Genomic DNA, 16,630 nt, shown 5'->3' on the forward strand with positions numbered 1-16,630 from the left:
CCCCAGGGGTGTGCCCGCCACGGCCCATGAGCCGCCCCGGGCGGGTGCCCGGGGCGGCTCTTCGGCGCGTGGTGCGTGGTGCGGGGTGCCGGTCAGTGACCGCCCTCGTCGACCACCTCGACGTCCTCGATGTTCTGGTCGATCGCGTCGGAGGGCAGCGCCACCCGGATCGCCCAGTGGTAGATGCCGAGCGCGAAGACCGCGACGAGCAGCATGTCCCACCACATCGGGATGGTGCCGGCGCCGTCACCGAAGCCGCCCTGCCAGGAGATCAGGCCGAGCCCGACCAGGTAGGCCGGCAGCCACTGCGCCGGGCGCCAGTCGAGCCGAGGCGCGTTCGGCAGGCCCTTGCGGGTGGCGTACGCGGCGTAGCCGCCGAGCAGCAGGTAGCCGATGAGGATCGCGATGCCCAGGCGGGCCAGGGTGTGCCAGCCGGTCCAGTAGATGATCAGGGTGGCGACCACGAAGGACAGCGGGGCGATGACCTCGCCGAACGGCAGGCGGTAGGAGCGCTCGCGGTCCGGCAGGCGGCGGCGCAGCGCGCCGAAGGCGAGCGGGGCGCCGGCGTACATCAGCACCGAGGCGGAGGTGATGAAGCCGACCAGCTCCTGCCAGCTCGGGAAGGGCAGGAAGCAGATGACGCCGGTGACGAAGGAGATCGTCAGGCCGAACCACGGCACGCCGCGCTTGTCGACCCGCTCGAACAGCTGCGGGGCGTAGCCGTTCTTGCTGAGGCCGTAGGAGATGCGCGAGGTGGAGGTGGTGTAGATCAGGCCGGTGCCGCCGGGGGAGACGATGGCGTCGAAGTACAGCACCCAGGCGAGCCAGCCGAGGCCGACCAGGGTGGCCAGGCCGGCGAACGGGCCGGAGATGCCGGGGAAGTCGAGGTTCTCCCAGCCCTTGGCGAAGGCGGTGCCGGGCAGCGCGGCGATGAAGACGACCTGCAGCAGGACGTAGATCAGGGTGCCGATGGCGACCGAGCCGAGCACCGCGCGGGGGATGTCGCGCTTGGGGTTCTTGCTCTCGCCGGCCAGCTGGATGGCCTGCTCGAAGCCGAGCAGCGCGAAGATGATGCCGCTGGTGCTGATCGCGGCGAGCACGCCCTTGATGCCGAACGGCGCGAAGCCGTGCGAGGTGAAGTTGCCGCCGTGGAAGTTGGTCACCGCGAGCACCAGGATGGTGGCCAGCGGGACGGCGATCTTCAGCCAGGTCGCCACCGAGTTGGTGTGGGCCAGCACGCGGACGCCGAGGAAGTTCACCGCGACGAAGACGCCCATCAGCAGCACGGCGACGATGAAGCCGCTCGGGGTGAGGGTGCCGTTGTCGTTGAGGAAGCCCTTGGCGAACTCCCAGTGACCGGCGTAGCCGATCATGGCCTCGACCTCGATGGGGGCGACGGTCGCCGCCTGCAGCCAGGAGAACCAGCCGAACGACATGCCGGCGAGTCCGCCGAAGGCGTAGTGCGGGTAGCGGGCGGTGCCGCCGGCGACGGGGAAGAGGCCGCCGAGCTCTGCGTGGACGAACGCGAGCAGGACGATCGCGACCGCGCCGATGCCCCAGGAGATGAGGGCCGCCGGGCCGGCGACCATGACGGCGTTCTTCGCGCCGTACAGCCAGCCGGAGCCGATGATCGAGCCGACGGAGGCCCAGAGGAGGCCGATCAGCCCGACCTCGCGCCGCAGCGATCGGCTGCCTGAGCCGGTGGGCGGGGCGGAGGACGGGGCGAGCTGGTCGACAGAAGCCATGGGTGGGATTGACCTCTCCATGAATGGCAGGGGTTGAGAGTTGCCCAAGGCTAGGGGGAGAGATTTGTCGAACAGAACCCCATGATTCCGAATAGTTATCTCCGTCGAACGGAAATGATCATGAATATTCGTCAAATGCCTTGAGTGCTAAGCGAGTTGACGAATGTGCAGGTCGTCTGGAGGTTTCGAGATTTGAGCATCTCTTGAGGAATTGCCCGTCGAGTATCGAACCCCGCAGTAGTGCATAATGATGAGGCGGTCCGGTGGAGATTTCCGGGGTCCGTTGTGCAAGACTATGCAGCCCCGGAAAATGGTGCAGACCACCATTCAGTGCCGTTCGGGCGCTGCCGACCCGGGCCCCGCGCCGGGTTCAGCCACCCGTCACCCGGTCGCCGAGCGCGTCCACCGCGTACCACTGATCGAACTGCCGGCCGCCCGCCTCGCCGGGCTCGGCGTCCTCGGCGAAGTAGTACAGCGGGTGCCCCTTGTAGAGGACCTGGCCGACCCCGTCCGTCCGCTTCCCGACGCCCAGCAGGCCGTCGTCCACCCCCGTCCCGGCGACCGGGAAGCCGGTGGTGGTCAGCGGCGGCCACTGCGCCGCGCACTCGCCGTAGCAGGTCGACTGCGTGGAGGTGTCGCCCGCGTACAGGTACAGGGTGCGGCCCCGGGCGTCCACCAGGATCGGCCCGAAGCCGGCGCCGTCGGCCAGCGACACCTGGGTGCCCGGCGCCGGCGTCTCGCTCGGCTCGGCCTCGGCCTCGGCGCTCGGGCTCGGGCTCGGCGACTCCGTCGACGGCTCCTGCTGCGCGGGCCGGCCCGGCAGCGGCGCCGGGTTCGGGTCGCCCGGGGCGCAGCCGGCGCAGACGGCGGCGAGCAGGGCGGCGGCGAGGACGGCAGCCGGACGGACCTTGGGCATCACGGACTCCTTCACCCGACGTGAGCGGTCAGTTACCACTACCGCCCCACGTCGGCCGCTCGGCCACTCCAGTGGCCCGCCCGTCGGCGGTTGGAGTGGTCGGATTGCCCTGGATGGCCGCCTCCGACCGGGTGGGTCGCCCCCGCCGTCCCGGCCGTCCCGGCGGCCCGGGTCAGCCCGCGGACCAGACCGTGCGGTCGCCGCCGCGCCAGCCCACCAGGTCGGGGTCGTCCAGATCCGGCTCGGGCACGCCCGCGTGGCGGATGAACTCCGCCACGTCCGCCTCGCCGTACGCCCGACCGACCGGCTGGCCGTAGATCTCGACCTGGCGGTACGGGTGGGCGCCCCGGGTCGGCGGGCCCACCACGACCGGCGGGGTGAAGATGTCCCCGCTGCTCCGCTCCGGTGACGCTGCCATACCCCCAGTGTCACCCGTCGCGCACCCGAGTGGGCCGGCCGCGCGCCGGGATCGCCCGACCGGCCCACTCCCGGCACGGCACGAGGAAGCCGGCGAGCGCGGTCAGGGCGACCCCTGCCGCGGCCGCTCCGGCAGGGCCTCGGTGAGGAGCGGCGCCCGGTACAGCGGGGGCGGCTCCCCGGGCAGGTCGGCCAGGTACCAGTAGTGCCGCAGCATGAACTGCAGGATGCGCCGCACCCGCAGCAGCAGCGCCGCCGCCAGCGGCAGCTCGACCAGCAGCGCCGCGCCGACGCTCGCCCAGACGTCGTCCGTCCCCCAGGACAGCATCACGTCGAACCACGCGTCGCAGATCAGCAGCACCGCCGCGGCCAGCGCCCACGGCACCAGCAGCCGGCGCCGCCGCCACCCGAACCAGGCGGTCGCCGCCAGCGCCACCAGCAGCCCGAGGTCGAACCCCACCCAGGCCAGCCGCCACTGCCGGGCCTCGTAGTGCACCGGCAGGGTCGCCGCCAGATAGCCGATCCACGGCAGCAGCGCGGCGCAGCAGACCACCAGCACGCCCAGCCCCCTCCGGCGTCGGCGGTCGATCTCGCGTAGCGCCGTCTCGTCCAGCAGGTCCCGCCAGTCGGTCGAGTGCCCGCAGTGCGGGCAGCTCGCGCGGTGCTGCGCCATGGCGTCCTCCCATGTCGGGCGGCCCCCTCCCGGCATTCTCCCGCCGCCCCGTGGACGCCGCAGGGCCCCTACGGGCGCCGCCGGGCCCCGCCAGGGGCCGTGGTCGTGGCGCCCGCGTCCGGGCCCGGACGGGGTTTCGGTCAGTGCTGCCGGACCGTGCCGCAGGCCCGTACGGGCGGCCGCCGGAGGGCGAGTCGTGGTGGTAGGGGGCCCGGCCGCCCCGCGCCCCCCTGTGCCGGGCCCGCGCTCCCGTGCCCCGGCCGGCGGCCGGTCAGGCCAGCAGGTTCACCCCGGCCTCGAACACCCGTGGCAGCCGGGCTGCAAGCGGCACGATCCGCGGCGCCAGCACCGGCCGCTGCCGCGCCCACAGCAGCGCCCCGGTCAGCAGCCGGTAGCTGCGGGAGGCCCGCCGCCAGGCCCGCTCGTACGCCTCCGGGCGGCCGGAGCGGACGCAGCGCACCAGCTCGTCCGCGCAGGCGAGGGCCACCGACAGGCCCTCGCCGGTGAGCGCGTCCAGGTAGCCGGCCGCGTCGCCCACCAGCAGCGCCCGTCCGGCCACCCGGGCCCGGGCCCGCTGGTGCAGCGGCCCCGCCCCGCGCACCGCCGTCCCCGCCCCGGACGGCAGCCGGGCGGCCAGCCGCGGGAACCGCGTCAACTGCTCGTCGAACGGCGCCCGGTCGCAGGTGAGCAGCGCCACGCCCACCAGCTCCGGCCCGAGCGGCGTGACGTAGGCCTCCGCCCGGCCCGACCAGTGCACCTCGACGGAGCCGCACCACGGTGCGACCGGGTAGTGCCGACGCAGCCCGTACCGTGCCGTCCGGCCCTGTGGCAGTGGCCGGTGCAGCCCCAGTGCGCGCCGGGTGGGGGAGTGCAGTCCGTCCGCGGCGACCAGGTGGCGGGCCGTCAGCCCGGCCGCCCGCACCGACCGCGGGCCCAGCTCGACCCCGTCCACGCGCAGCGGCAGCACCGGGACGCCGAGCTCGGCGGCCCGGGCGGCGAGCGCCGCGTGCAGCACCGTTCGCCGCACCCCGAGCCCGTGGCCCGTCCGGAAGCGCGCCTCGGCGCAGCCGTCCCCGGCGGCGTCCAGGTAGCGGATGCCGTGGAAGGCGTGCCCCGCCGGCTCCACGCCGAGCCGTGCCAGCGCCCGGACGGCGGCCGGCATCAGCCCCTCGCCGCAGGCCTTGTCCACCGGTGTCGGACGCGGCTCGGCCACCACCACCTCCAGGTCGGCGAGCGCGCCGTGCACGGCGGTGGCCAGCCCCGCCGGGCCGCCGCCCACCACCAGCAGGTCGATCACTGCGCGGCCGCCGGCACCGCCCCGCCCAGGGCGGCCTCCTCGCACCGGATCCGCACCCCGAGCAGCCACAGGTTCAGCGCGGTGAAGGCGCAGGCCGTCAGCCACGCCGAGTGCACCAGCGGCAGCGCCGCCCCCTCCACCACCACCGCCAGGTAGTTGGGGTGCCGCAGCCACCGGTACGGGCCGCGGGTCACCAGCGGCAGGCCGGGCACCACGATCACCCGGGTGTTCCAGCGCGGCCCGAGCGAGGCGATGCACCACCAGCGCAGCGCCTGCGCCGCGACCACCAGCAGCAGCATCGGAATCCCGAGAGCCGGCACGAACGGCCGGTCCAGCAGGGCCGGTTCGAGCAGGCAGCCGACCAGCAGCGCCTTGTGCAGCAGCACCATCGGCGGGTAGTGGCCGCGGCCGTACTCGGTGCCGCCGCGGGCCAGGCTCCAGGTGGCGTTGCGGCGCGCGACCACGAGTTCCACGAGCCGCTCGGCGGCCACCAGCAGGACGAGCAGGGAGTACCAGGGCATCGGGTCCTCGATCACCAGCGGAGCAGGACGAGTTCGGAACAGAACCCCGGCCCGAGTGCCAGCACCAGGCCGGCCGAGCCGGGCGGCGGAGGGCCCTCCGCCTGGATGTCGCGCAGGATGTGCAGCACCGAGGCGGAGGAGAGGTTGCCCACCCTGGCCAGCGAGCGGCGGCTCGGCCCGAGCGCCGCCTCCGCCAGGCCGAGCGCCCCGCCCAGCGCGTCCAGCACCTTCGGCCCGCCCGGGTGGCAGATCCAGGCGGCGACCCCGTCGGGCTTCAGGTCGTGCTCGGCGAGGAAGGCCTCGACCTCCTCGGCGACGTGCAGCCCCGCCAGCTCCGGCAGTTCGCCGCCGAGCACGATCCGGAAGCCGCGGTCGCCGATGTCCCAGCCCAGCAGGTGCCCGGTGCCGGGGTAGAGGCGGCTGCGGGTCGCCACCACGCGCGGGCCGGGGGAGTCGTGGTAGCGCGGATGGTCCGGGCCGACCGCCAGCAGCGCGCCCGCGCCGTCCCCGAACAGCGCCGAGGCCACCAGGTTCGCGGCGGAGGCGTCCGATCGCTGCAGGGTGAGCGAGCACAGCTCGGTGGAGAGCAGCAGTGCGGCGTGGCCGGGCCGGCCCGCGAGGTAGTCGTGCACCCGGGCCAGCCCGGCGGCGCCCGCCGCACAGCCCAGCCCGAACACCGGCAGCCGCCGCACGTCGGGCCGCAGGCCCAGCGGACCGGCCAGCCGGGCCTCCAGCGAGGGCGCGGCGATCCCGGTGACCGAGGTCGACACCACCAGCTCGATCTCCGCCGCGGACGTCCCCGACTCGTCCAGGACCGACCGTACGGCCCGCTCCCCGAGCTCCAGCGCGGCGGCGATGAAGGCGTCGTTGGCCTGCCCGAATCCGTCGATTCCCGGGTACCGCTCCAGCGGCAGCGCCAGATGACGGGTCGCCACCCCCGCCCCGGCGTGCAGCCGGCGCAGCACCGCCCGGTCCGTCCCGGCCGGAAGACAGAGCGCGGCCAGCGCCTCGGTGATCTCCTCCTGCCGGTACTGATGGACCGGCAGGACCCCGCTCACCGCCACAATTCGGGTCATCGGCTCAGCATAGGGAGAAATGGGACTGATGCGGCGAAAGAGGTAGGCCCTGGCGCGCCACGCGCGACGCCCCGCCACCGGGACCGGCTCCCGCATCCTGCGCCCCGCCGCGTGCCGCTGCGGCTCGGACGGACCGGCAGGCCCTAGTCTGACGGCATGTCCAGTGGGATGGACGCGGCGGCGGCCGGGCGGTGGATCCGCCGGCCGGCGCTGCTGGTGGCCGCCTGCCACCCCGCCCCGGCCGCGGCCGTCACCGCCTTCGCCGCGGCGCTCGCGGCCGCCGCGGGCCGCACCGCGGGCGCCGTCCTGCTGACCGGCGCCGCCGCGGCGGCCGGCCAGCTCTCCATCGGCTGGTCCAACGACCGCATCGACTCCGCCCGGGACGCCGTCGCCGGCCGCGCCGACAAGCCGCTCGCCCGGGGCGCGCTCGCACCGCGGACGGTCGGCACCGCGGCCGCCGCCGCGCTCGCCGCCGCCGTCCCGCTCTCCCTCGCCTGCGGCACCCGGGCCGGCGCCGCCCACCTCACCGGGGTCGCCGCCGGCTGGGCCTACAACGTGTGGCTGAAGCGCACCGTCGCCTCCTGGCTGCCGTACGCGGTGGCCTTCGGCCTGCTGCCGGCCTTCGCCACCGCCACCGTCCCGCCCTGGTGGGTGACGACCGCCGCCGCCCTGCTCGGCTGCGGCGCCCACTTCGCCAACGTCCTCCCCGACATCGCCGCGGACCGCGCCGCCGGCGTCCTCGGCCTGCCCCAGCGCCTCGGCCGCCGCCCGGCCGCCGCGATCGCCGCCGCCACCACGGCCGCCGCCACCGCGGTCCTGGTCCTCGGCCCCGGCCGCCCGGTGCACCCCGCCGAGGCCGCCGCCCTCACCGCAGCCGTGGCCGCGGCCCTGCTGGCCCCCGCCGCCCCCGGCCGCACCCCCTTCCTCGCCACCCTCGGCATCGCCGCCCTGGACGTCGCCCTCCTCCTCACCCGCGGCCTCACCCCGGCCTGACCCGCCCTCAGGGCCCGGCGGTGGCTCGGTACGGTGAGGGTGATCGCGTACACCTTCCCGCCGGTCACCGTGGCTCCGCGGTCCGACCGGCCCGGCGTGAGAGGCTCCTCCCATGGAACAGCGCGTACTCGGCCGGACCGGCCGCCCGGTCTCCGTCGTCGGTCTGGGCACCTGGCAGCTGGGCGCGGACTGGGGTGACGTCCGCGAGCAGGACGCGCTCGCGGTGCTGGACGCCGCCGTCGAGACCGGTGTCACCCTCTTCGACACCGCCGACGTCTACGGCGACGGCCGCAGCGAGCAGCTGATCGGCCGCCACCTGAAGGAGCGCCCGGACTCGGGTGTCTTCGTCGCCACCAAGTTCGGCCGCCGGGTCGAGCAGCGGCCGGAGCACTACAGCCTCGCCAACTTCCGCGCCTGGGCCGACCGCTCCCGCACCAACCTCGGCGTGGACCGGCTCGACCTGGTGCAGCTGCACTGCCCGCCGACCCCGGTCTACTCCACCGACGAGGTCTTCGACGCCCTGGACACCCTGGTCGCCGAGGAGCGGATCGCCGCGTACGGCGTCAGCGTCGAGACCTGCGCCGAGGCGCTGACGGCGATCGCCCGGCCGGGCGTCGCCAGTGTGCAGATCATCCTCAACGCGTTCCGGCTGAAGCCGCTGGAGCAGGTGCTGCCCGCCGCCGCGGAGGCCGGGGTCGGGATCCTCGCCCGGGTGCCGCTCGCCTCCGGGCTGCTGTCCGGCCGCTACACCCGCGACACCGTCTTCGCCGCGGACGACCACCGCACGTACAACCGGCGCGGCGAGTCCTTCGACCAGGGTGAGACCTTCTCCGGCGTGGACTTCGCCACTGGTGTGGAGGCGGCCGCCGAGTTCTCCGCGCTCGCCGCCGAGGGGGCCACCCCGGCGCAGACCGCGCTGCGCTGGATCGTCCAGCAGCCCGGCGTGACCACGGTGATCCCGGGCGCCCGCAACCCCGAGCAGGCCCGGGCCAATGCGGCGGCCGCGGCCCTGCCGCCGCTCTCCGAGGCCACCCTGGCGGCCGTCCGCGAGCTCTACGACCGGCGGATCCGCCCGCAGGTGCACGACCGCTGGTGAACCGGCCGGGCCGCCCGGCGGCGGTACGCCTCCTTCCTCCGCCTTGCGATGCACGTACGCCTGCCGCCGCGGGCTGATCCGGCAAGGTCCGGAGGACCCGTCCTACGCTGGAGGGGCACCTGCCGCCGCCGGAGGGAGTGGCCGTCATGACGGAGCCGAGCGCCGGACGCCCGCACATGCCCGGGTACGGCATCCGGCCCGCGGACGAGGGCACCGGCCTGCTCAGCTGGGAGTGGGCCGAGCGGCGCCTGGCCGGATCGCACGACTACTGGGTGTGCTCGGTGCGCCCCGACGGCCGTCCGCACACCATGCCGGTCTGGGGTGTCTGGCTGGACGACGCGTTCTGGTTCTCCAGCAGCGTCTCCTCCCGCAAGATGCGCAATCTCGCGGAGCGGCCCGACTGCGTGGTGGCCACCGAGGACCCGCGCGACCCGGTGGTGCTGGAGGGCCGGGCGGAGGCCACCACGGAGCGGGCCGCCATCGCCGCCTTCCTGGCCGCGCTGAACGCCAAGTACGCGGTGGCCTACGGCATCGACTTCCTCGACCCGGCGGTCAACGCCACGGTGCGGGTCCGTCCGGCGCAGGCGATCGGCCTGCTGCACACCGACTTCCGCGGCTCCCCGACCCGCTGGCGCTTCCCCGGCGAGGACGGCCCCGAGGGCCACCCGCGGGACCCGGAGGACTGAGACCTCAGGGCGCGGTGGCCGGGTCCGCCGCCTCCTTGGGCACGTCCGGATGGCGGAACCACGAGCCCTGCACGGCCCACTGCACGAGCATCAGCACCACGCCGAGCAGCAGCGCGCCGATGCCGATGACCGTCACACCGCCGGTCTTCCCGAAGATCGGCAGGTCGATCGAGGTCGAGCCGTAGTCCGGGTCCGAGTACACGTCGAAGGCGCCGTAGCAGAAGAAGTACAGCAGCATCAGGCCGCCCAGCAGCGGCGCGACGCCCTTGAGCACGAAGTCCTTCACGCTGCGGGTCAGCACCTTCCGGTAGTACCAGACGCAGGCGAAGCCGGTCAGGCCGTAGTAGAAGGCGATGCCGAGGCCGACCGAGGCGATCGAGTCGGCGAGGACGTTGCCGCTGATCGCGGTGAGCAGCACGTAGAAGGCGATCGAGGCGATGCCCATGCCGATGGTCGACCAGGTCGGGGTCAGGTGCTTGGGGTGCACGCGGCCGAACTGCGCGGGTACTGCCTTGTGGGTGGCCATCGAGAAGCTGGTCCGTGCGGTCGGCAGGATCGTGGTCTGGGTGGACGCCGCCGAGGAGGTCAGCACCATGAAGATCATCAGTTTGCTGAGGAAACCGCCGAAGCCGGACGTGCCGAACACGGCGTCGCCGAGCCCCGACAGCACGTCCCCGGAGTTGTCCTCGTTGCCGAGCCCGATGCCCTCCGTGCCGACACCCGCGAAGGCCATGGCCGCGGTCGACACCAGGGTGTAGATGGCCAGCAGCAGCACCGTCGAGATCACCGCGGCCCGGCCCGGCGTGCGGGCGGCGTCCGCGGTCTCCTCGTTGACCGACACCGCGGTGTCCCAGCCCCAGTAGATGAAGACCGCGGAGAGGATGCCCGCGGTGAACGCCGCAGACGAGGTCACCTCGAACGGGTTGAACCAGTCGGCGTTCACCTTGATGGCCGTGGACGGCGGGGACGATCCGTACACCTTGACCAGGGCCGTCACCGACAGCAGCACCAGCATCACGACCTCGATGCACAGCATCCACCGCTGCAGCGCCGCGGACAGCTCGATGCCGATGTAGCAGATCCACGTCATGACGATGATCCAGGCCACGCCGGCCACGGTCGTCCAGGTCGTCGACGCGGCCAGCGAGTCCAGGCCGAACAGCTGGAAGCCGTAGACGCCGGCGATCTGCGCCAGGTTCGCCATCACGATGATGTCGGCGACGATGATGCCCCAGCCGCCCATCCATCCCGTCCGCGGGCCGAACGCCCGCGCCGCCCAGGTGAACGTCGTCCCGCAGTCCGGGTCGGAGGCGTTCAACTCCTTGTAGGAGAAGGCGATCAGCAGCATCGGGATGAACGCCAGGATGGTGATGATCGGCGCCTGCAGGCCCACCCCGACGACGATGATGCCCAGCGTCGCGGCCAGGCTGTAGGCGGGGGCCGTGGAGGCCAGGCCGATGGCGACGGACGACACAAGGCCGAGCGCGCCCGTCTTCAAACCCTTCTCGCCGGCACCCGAGCCGGTCGATCGGGGTGCGGTGGAAGGGCTCTGACTGCCGGAAGGCGTCGACACCTGACCCACCCCCTCTCTCCAGCCCGGAGGCTTTGACGGGGCCGCAAGGGCTCGTACTCGGCATCATCGTACGCCGGTACGCGCCACCGCTCTCGGCGTCCGCACCGCCGGTGACCTGCATAGACGTCAAATTCACCCGGTGGGCCCAGTGCCCGGTGGGCGCACCGGGCGGCCCCCGGAGGCCGCCGCCCGCAGCCGGGCGGGCGCCACCAGCAGGAAGGCGTCCAGCACCAGGTCCTCGACCTGCCGCCAGTCCACCGCGACGTCCAGGTACACCCCGATCCAGCCGCGCCCGCCCACGTACGGCGGCCGGAAGAACCGCTCGGGGTCGGCCGCCACCAGGTGCTCCTGCACCCCGGCGGCGGCCGCCGCCCAGAACGCCGTCCGCTCGTCGTGGTGCCGGTCGGCCGTCGTCGCGAACATCGGCCGGCCCGCGAACCAGGCCGCCTCACCGTGGCTCGGCCGCTCCTCGGCTCCCGGCAGTGCCAGGCACACCGCGCGCAGCCGCTCCACCGCCGCCCGCCGCGCCCCCTCGCCCGGCCCCGCCGAGCCGACCGCGGCCGCCTGGTCAGCCACGGCCGCGCGGCTCGCCGCGGTACGTGCCGAAGTACCAGCGGTTGCCCTCCGGGTCGCGGGCGGCGAAGTCCCGGGAGCCGTAGTCCGTCTCGTGCAGGGCGTCCACGATCTCGGCGCCCGCCGCGACCGCCCGGTCGTGCACCCCGTCCGGGTCCGCCGTCACCACGTACGCCCCGAAACTGCCCGGCGGGGTCGGGCCGGTCCCGTCCGCACCGTCGGGGTCCTCGCGGACCGAGCCCAGCATCACCCCGCCGCCCTCCGGCCAGCTCAGCTGCGCGTGGTGCACCGCGTCGCCCTCCCCGTACACCACCGTCTCCTCGAACCCGAACGCCTCCACCAGGAAGGCGATCAGCTTGCGCGCGTCGTACGCCCGCAGCGTCGGCCACACCTGCGGTGCGGGCGCCCCGTCCGGGACCTCTGCCGTACCCATCACTCCACCTCCGTGCCGTCGGCCGGTGCCGTCACACCCCAGCCTGCACCGCCGCCGGCACCCCGGCTTGGACGAATCGGAACTCCTCCGCCAGCCAGACGCTCGGCGCCACCCCCGCCAGCGACCGGAACTCCCGGGCCAGATGCGCCTGGTCGAAGTACCCGCACTCGGCCGCCAGTTCGGCCAGCCGCCCGCCGCGGGACACGGCCGCCCGGCGGGCCCGGTCGAACCGCACCACCCGTGCGGCGGCCTTCGGCGACAGCCCCGTCTCAGCCCGGAACCGTGCCGCCAGATGCCGCTCGCTCCACCCCACGTCCGCCGCCAGCGCGGCAACCGGCAGCCGCCCGCCGCTGCGCCGCAGCAGTGCCCACGCCCGCCGCACCTCCGGCGGCGGCTCCCCGTACGGCCGCGCCAGGCGCGGCAGCAGGGCGTCCAGCACGGCGAACCGCTCCGGCCAGCAGGCCGCCGCCAGCAGCCGCTCCCGGACCTCCCCGGCGAGCGGCCCCAGCAGGTCCTCGGCCGGCAGGTCCAGCCCCGCCAGCTCGCCCGCCGGCAACCCCAGCAGCGGGCGCGCCGCCAGCGGATCCAGTGCCACCTGGATGCCGGACTGCCGGCCCGGGTGGGTGATCAGCGCCGGCGTGGTGTGCAGTCCGCCCAGCAGCGCCGTGTAGTCCTGCGGCCCGCGGCCCGGCTCCGGATGCACCGCCACCGTCAGCGGATCGTCCGGCGTGAAGATCAGCGTCAGGTACGGCGAGGGCAGCCCGCGGTGCCGGCCGGGCGGCAGACCGGCCTGCCGGTACCCGGAGTACCAGGCCGCGTACTCCGCCGTCGCACCGGTCGGCCGCACCCGCACGCTCTCGTCCGAAACGGCCTCGTCCGCCACCGCCACGTCCACCCCGCCAGTATCGGCCCGCCGACCGCCGCGCGCGGGGAGCGGGTGAGACGCCGGTCACATCCGGCGGGGCGGATGTCACACCCCGGCCCCCTGTGCTGCTCTCGATGGGTGACCGCCACGGGAGGCACACCATGACCGACACCGCAGCCGACGGCGACGGGGCCACCCAGGCCTTCGTCGACCACCGCGAACTGCTCTTCTCCATCGTCTACAGCATGCTCGGCACCGTCGCCGACACCGAGGACGTGCTGCAGGAGACCTGGCTCGCCTGGGCCGGACGCGGCACCGCGCGGATCGACAACCCGCGCGCCTACCTGGTGCGGATCGCCGTCAACAAGGCGCTCGCCCGCCGGGCCGCCGTCACCCGCCGCCGCGAGACCTACGTCGGCCCCTGGCTGCCCGAGCCGCTGGTCGCCCCCACGGCCGGCGCCGAACCGCCCGCCGGGACCGCCGAGGAGGTCGAGCAGTCCGAATCCGTCTCGATGGCCCTGATGGTCGTCCTGGAGACGCTCTCCCCGCTGGAACGCGCCGTCTTCGTCCTGCACGAGGTCTTCGGCTACCGGCACGACGAGATCGCCGACCTGCTCGGCCGCACCCCCGCCGCCGTGCGGCAGACCGCCCACCGCGCCCGCGCGCACGTGCAGGCCCGGCGGCCCCGCTACCGCACCGACGCCCGGCTGCGCCGCCGCGTCACCGAACGCTTCGCCGCGGCCGTCGGCGGCGGCGACCTGAACGCGCTGCTCGACCTGCTCGCCCCCGACGTCACCCTGTGGGCCGACGGCGGCGGCAAGGCCCAGGCCGCCGGCCGCCACCTCGTCCGCGGCCGCGACAAGGTCGCCAGGACGCTGCTCGCCGGCGCCGCCCGGAACGCCGCCCACCTGCACGTCCGCTGGGCCAGCACCAACGGCGACCCCTCGGCCGTGCTCTTCGCCGGCGAGCAGCCGTTCGCCGTGCTGGTCGTCGAACCCACCGCGGACGGCGACCACATCCACGACATCTACTTCGTGACCAACCCCGAGAAGCTCACCCGCGTCCACTGACACATCCTGGAGCCCGCCGTGAAACTCACCGTCGTCGCCGCCACCGGCGGCATCGGCCGCCTCGTCCTCGACCAGGCGCTGGCCGCCGGCCACGACATCACCGTGCTCGTCCGCAACCCCGACCGCCTCACCCCCGAGCAGCGGGCGTCCGACCGGATACGGGTCGTCACCGCGGACCTTTCCGCACCCGACCCGGCCGCCCTGGAACGCGCCGTCGACGGCGCCGACGCCGTGCTCTCCGGGCTCGGTGCCCGTTCCAACGCCGAGGCCGGCGTCGCCGAGCGCGGCACCCGCGCCCTCGTCCGCGCCATGCGCAGCACCGGCACCCGGCGGATCGTCGTCGTCAGCGCCGCCCCCATCGGCACCGTCCCCTCACCGCGCCGGCCCGCCCCGCCCCGGCACGACCCCGGCGACGGCTTCCTGATGCGCCACCTCCTCGGGCCCGCCGTCAAGACCGCCCTCAGGACGCACTACGCCGACCTCGCCCGGATGGAGGACGAGCTGCGCGACAGCGGCCTCGACTGGACGGTCGTCCGCCCGCCCCGCCTCACCGACAAGCCCCCCACCGGCAGCTACCGGACGGCCTACGGCCGGAACGTCCGCGGCGGCTGGTCGATCCCGCGCGGTGACGTCGCCCACCACATGCTCAGCCTGCTCGACGACCCGCGGACCGTCCACGAGACCGTGGCGGTCGCCCGCTGAGCGACGCCGCACCACCGGTGCGGCCGTGTCCGCGACGGCCGCACCTTGGCCTGACTGACCGTCAGGCCGCCGCGCCCAGCGGGCGTTCGACGCGCACCGGGTGGTCAGCGGGTGCGGCGGGCGCGGGGATCCGCGCGGTGCCGAACACCGCGGCCTGCGCCGCTGCGGCGAGCTCGCGGCGGTCGGCCGTCCCCGCCGGGATCGGGGCGCGGAAGGCCACCTCCGCCACCAGCCCGCGGGCGGCGACCACCCGGCGCAGCGAGGCGAGCAGCCCGTCCTCGCCGACGAACGCGGCGACGGTCGCCGTGCTCCCGTCCGCCAGCCGGTAGCTCAGCGCCACCGGCTGGACGGTCGCCCCGGCCCGCACCGCCGCCTCGAACACGGCCGGGCGGAAGCGACCGCCGCGCCGCCCGCACCACGTGCTGCCCTCCGGGAACACCGCCACCCGCTCGCCCCGGCGCAGCGCCGCCGCGATCTCGTCCACGACGCCCGGCAGTGCCCGCAGCCGGTCGCGGTCCAGGAAGAGCGTGCCCGCCCGGGCTGCCAGCGGGCCGATCAGCGGCCAGGCCCGGACCTCCGTCTTCGCCAGCATCCGGCCCGGGCGGACGGCCGCGACCAGCAGGATGTCCAGCCACGACACGTGGTTGGCGACGAGCAGCACCCCGCCGTCCGTCCGCGGTGCCGGGCCCACTCGCAGCCCCACCCCGAGCGAGCCGATCAGCAGCCGCGCCCAGCGCCGCACCAGGCGCTCGCGGAGGGCCGGCCCGCAGCAGGTCCGCACCACCGGCGTGAGCGCCACCCCGGCCAGCAGCAGCGCCGCGCAGGATACGCCGCGCAGCATCTGCCGTCCCGGGCCGACCGACGGGCCGGTGCCCGCCATGCAGTCCTCCGGCGTGCACGGCGCCGTCGGCAGCCAGGCGCTCACAAGGCGGGCCCGGCGGACAGGAAGTGCCGCAGGTAGCGGGGGTCGGTCCGCTCCAGCGACAGCAGCACGTACAGGTCGGCGACGCCGAAGTCCGGGTCGTACGCGGGCTCGCCGCACACCCAGGCGCCCAGCCGCAGGTAGCCGCGGAGCAGCGGCGGGACGGCCGCACGGGCCGGCCGGGCCACACCCGCGTGGCCCCAGGGGCGCAGCGGCGACACCCGGTACTCCTCCGGGGCGAGGTGCTTGGCGAAGACCGCGTCCCGGACGCCCGCGGCCTCGGTGCCGCCGTCCGCCAGCGGGACGGAGCAGCAGCCCGCCACCCAGGTGTTGCCGGTCGTCGTCAGGTAGCGGGCGATGCCGCCCCACATCAGGTTGATCACCGCGCCGCTGCCCCGGTGGTCCGGGTGGATGCAGGACCGGCCGACCTCCACCAGGTCGTCCCGCAGTCCGGCCAGCCGGGACAGGTCGAACTCGGTGTCGGAGTACAGCCGGCCGGCCCGGCGGGCCGCCTCCGGGCGCAGCAGCCGGTAGGTGCCGACCACCTCGTTGGTGCCGTTCTCGCGGACCAGCAGGTGGTCGCAGTGCTCGTCGAACGGGTCGACGTCCAGGCCGGGCAGCGGGCTGTCCATGACGGCCCCCATCTCCTCGGCGAACACCCGGTGGCGCAGCCGCTGCGCGGCCCGCACGTCGCCCAGGTCCTGGGCCAGCGCGACGCTGTACCCGACGGGGACGGGGGGCTTCGCGGCCTGCCCGGCGGCGGCCGCCGCGGGCCGTGCGGGGGCGGTCTGGGCGGGGACGGACGGTGTGAGGACGGGGGCGGTGGTCATCTCGGCTCTCCCTGCTCGTGGACGGGACTGGGACGCACTGCGCTCCGGACCGGCCCTTGTCCCGTCACGCTCATGACGGGCGGGTCACCCGTATGTCTCCCGTGGCCGGTCGGCATCGAGGTGGCCGTCCGACAGAGCGCAGATGTGGACCCGCTGAACGCCTGGCGCGAGCGCCGTCCCGCCCGCCGCGCAGGCCCCTGCCGCCCGCCGGGGCCCGGCCGTCCCGCCGTTCCGCCGCGGTT

General features: G+C 75.0%; 18 protein-coding genes. 5 read left to right on the forward strand and 13 right to left on the reverse strand.

Annotated elements, in window-relative coordinates:
• Positions 1-92 precede the first annotated feature (92 nt).
• The 7 genes from AB0P35_RS22095 to AB0P35_RS22125 all read right to left on the reverse strand — a co-directional run bounded on the left by AB0P35_RS22095 (position 93) and on the right by AB0P35_RS22125 (position 6,645).
• The gene (locus AB0P35_RS22095; protein WP_363513077.1) at positions 93-1,745 is read right to left on the reverse strand and encodes an APC family permease; all 1,653 of its coding nucleotides are present in this window, start codon (positions 1,743-1,745) and stop codon (positions 93-95) included.
• 370 nt (positions 1,746-2,115) lie between these two features.
• Entirely contained in the window at positions 2,116-2,661 is a 546-nt protein-coding gene (locus tag AB0P35_RS22100) for a hypothetical protein (protein WP_363513080.1), read from the reverse strand.
• A 172-nt stretch (positions 2,662-2,833) separates the two neighbouring features.
• Positions 2,834-3,079 (reverse strand): hypothetical protein, encoded by a 246-nt coding sequence (locus AB0P35_RS22105; RefSeq protein WP_095876619.1) that lies wholly within the window; start codon positions 3,077-3,079, stop codon positions 2,834-2,836.
• 102 nt (positions 3,080-3,181) lie between these two features.
• Positions 3,182-3,751, reverse strand: coding sequence for a hypothetical protein (locus AB0P35_RS22110; protein WP_363513083.1), 570 nt, complete (start codon positions 3,749-3,751; stop codon positions 3,182-3,184).
• Positions 3,752-4,022: 271 nt separating this feature from the next.
• Positions 4,023-5,048 (reverse strand): NAD(P)/FAD-dependent oxidoreductase, encoded by a 1,026-nt coding sequence (locus tag AB0P35_RS22115; RefSeq protein ID WP_363513086.1) that lies wholly within the window; start codon positions 5,046-5,048, stop codon positions 4,023-4,025.
• Positions 5,045-5,569, reverse strand: a complete 525-nt coding sequence (locus AB0P35_RS22120) for an isoprenylcysteine carboxyl methyltransferase family protein (protein WP_095877259.1) — start codon at positions 5,567-5,569, stop codon at positions 5,045-5,047. Before AB0P35_RS22120 ends, AB0P35_RS22115 begins: the two co-directional genes overlap by 4 nt.
• Positions 5,570-5,580: 11 nt before the next feature.
• Positions 5,581-6,645, reverse strand: coding sequence for a 3-oxoacyl-[acyl-carrier-protein] synthase III C-terminal domain-containing protein (locus AB0P35_RS22125; RefSeq protein ID WP_363513089.1), 1,065 nt, complete (start codon positions 6,643-6,645; stop codon positions 5,581-5,583).
• Positions 6,646-6,801: 156 nt separating this feature from the next.
• On the opposite strand from AB0P35_RS22125, the gene AB0P35_RS22130 reads away from it, so the two are divergent.
• The 3 genes from AB0P35_RS22130 (at position 6,802) to AB0P35_RS22140 (ending at position 9,420) form a co-directional block, all read left to right on the forward strand.
• Complete coding sequence (locus AB0P35_RS22130) at positions 6,802-7,638, forward strand: UbiA family prenyltransferase (RefSeq protein ID WP_363513092.1); 837 nt, start codon at positions 6,802-6,804, stop codon at positions 7,636-7,638.
• A gap of 112 nt (positions 7,639-7,750) precedes the next feature.
• The gene (locus AB0P35_RS22135; protein WP_363513095.1) at positions 7,751-8,734 is read left to right on the forward strand and encodes an aldo/keto reductase; all 984 of its coding nucleotides are present in this window, start codon (positions 7,751-7,753) and stop codon (positions 8,732-8,734) included.
• A gap of 146 nt (positions 8,735-8,880) precedes the next feature.
• A complete protein-coding gene (locus tag AB0P35_RS22140; RefSeq protein WP_363513098.1) occupies positions 8,881-9,420 on the forward strand; it encodes a pyridoxamine 5'-phosphate oxidase family protein in 540 nt (179 codons plus the stop codon).
• Positions 9,421-9,424: 4 nt separating this feature from the next.
• Here the strand turns inward: AB0P35_RS22140 and AB0P35_RS22145 are convergent, their stop codons facing one another.
• From AB0P35_RS22145 to AB0P35_RS22160, 4 genes are all read right to left on the reverse strand, one after another.
• Complete coding sequence (locus AB0P35_RS22145) at positions 9,425-10,894, reverse strand: APC family permease (RefSeq protein ID WP_363513101.1); 1,470 nt, start codon at positions 10,892-10,894, stop codon at positions 9,425-9,427.
• 231 nt (positions 10,895-11,125) lie between these two features.
• On the reverse strand, positions 11,126-11,569 hold the full coding sequence (locus AB0P35_RS22150) for an MmcQ/YjbR family DNA-binding protein (protein WP_363513104.1): 444 nt from the start codon (positions 11,567-11,569) through the stop codon (positions 11,126-11,128).
• Positions 11,562-11,999, reverse strand: coding sequence for a VOC family protein (locus tag AB0P35_RS22155; protein WP_363513107.1), 438 nt, complete (start codon positions 11,997-11,999; stop codon positions 11,562-11,564). The genes AB0P35_RS22150 and AB0P35_RS22155 overlap by 8 nt, the downstream gene beginning before the upstream one ends.
• A gap of 31 nt (positions 12,000-12,030) precedes the next feature.
• On the reverse strand, positions 12,031-12,894 hold the full coding sequence (locus AB0P35_RS22160; RefSeq protein ID WP_363513109.1) for an AraC family transcriptional regulator: 864 nt from the start codon (positions 12,892-12,894) through the stop codon (positions 12,031-12,033).
• A gap of 131 nt (positions 12,895-13,025) precedes the next feature.
• Here AB0P35_RS22160 and sigJ point away from each other — a divergent pair, with 131 nt between their 5' ends.
• Both sigJ and AB0P35_RS22170 read left to right on the forward strand, forming a co-directional pair.
• Positions 13,026-13,934 carry an RNA polymerase sigma factor SigJ gene (gene sigJ / locus AB0P35_RS22165; protein ID WP_095876610.1) on the forward strand — a complete coding sequence of 303 codons (909 nt, stop codon included), beginning with the start codon at positions 13,026-13,028 and terminating at the stop codon, positions 13,932-13,934.
• Positions 13,935-13,952: 18 nt separating this feature from the next.
• A complete protein-coding gene (locus tag AB0P35_RS22170; protein WP_363513112.1) occupies positions 13,953-14,636 on the forward strand; it encodes an NAD(P)-binding oxidoreductase in 684 nt (227 codons plus the stop codon).
• Between the two features lie 61 nt (positions 14,637-14,697).
• Here the strand turns inward: AB0P35_RS22170 and AB0P35_RS22175 are convergent, their stop codons facing one another.
• Complete coding sequence (locus AB0P35_RS22175; RefSeq protein ID WP_363513115.1) at positions 14,698-15,516, reverse strand: lysophospholipid acyltransferase family protein; 819 nt, start codon at positions 15,514-15,516, stop codon at positions 14,698-14,700.
• A 41-nt stretch (positions 15,517-15,557) separates the two neighbouring features.
• Positions 15,558-16,388 carry a GNAT family N-acyltransferase gene (locus tag AB0P35_RS22180; RefSeq protein WP_363513118.1) on the reverse strand — a complete coding sequence of 277 codons (831 nt, stop codon included), beginning with the start codon at positions 16,386-16,388 and terminating at the stop codon, positions 15,558-15,560.
• Positions 16,389-16,630 lie beyond the last annotated feature (242 nt).

The organism is Kitasatospora sp. NPDC085879, from assembly GCF_040686255.1.
Lineage (GTDB): Bacteria > Actinomycetota > Actinomycetes > Streptomycetales > Streptomycetaceae > Kitasatospora.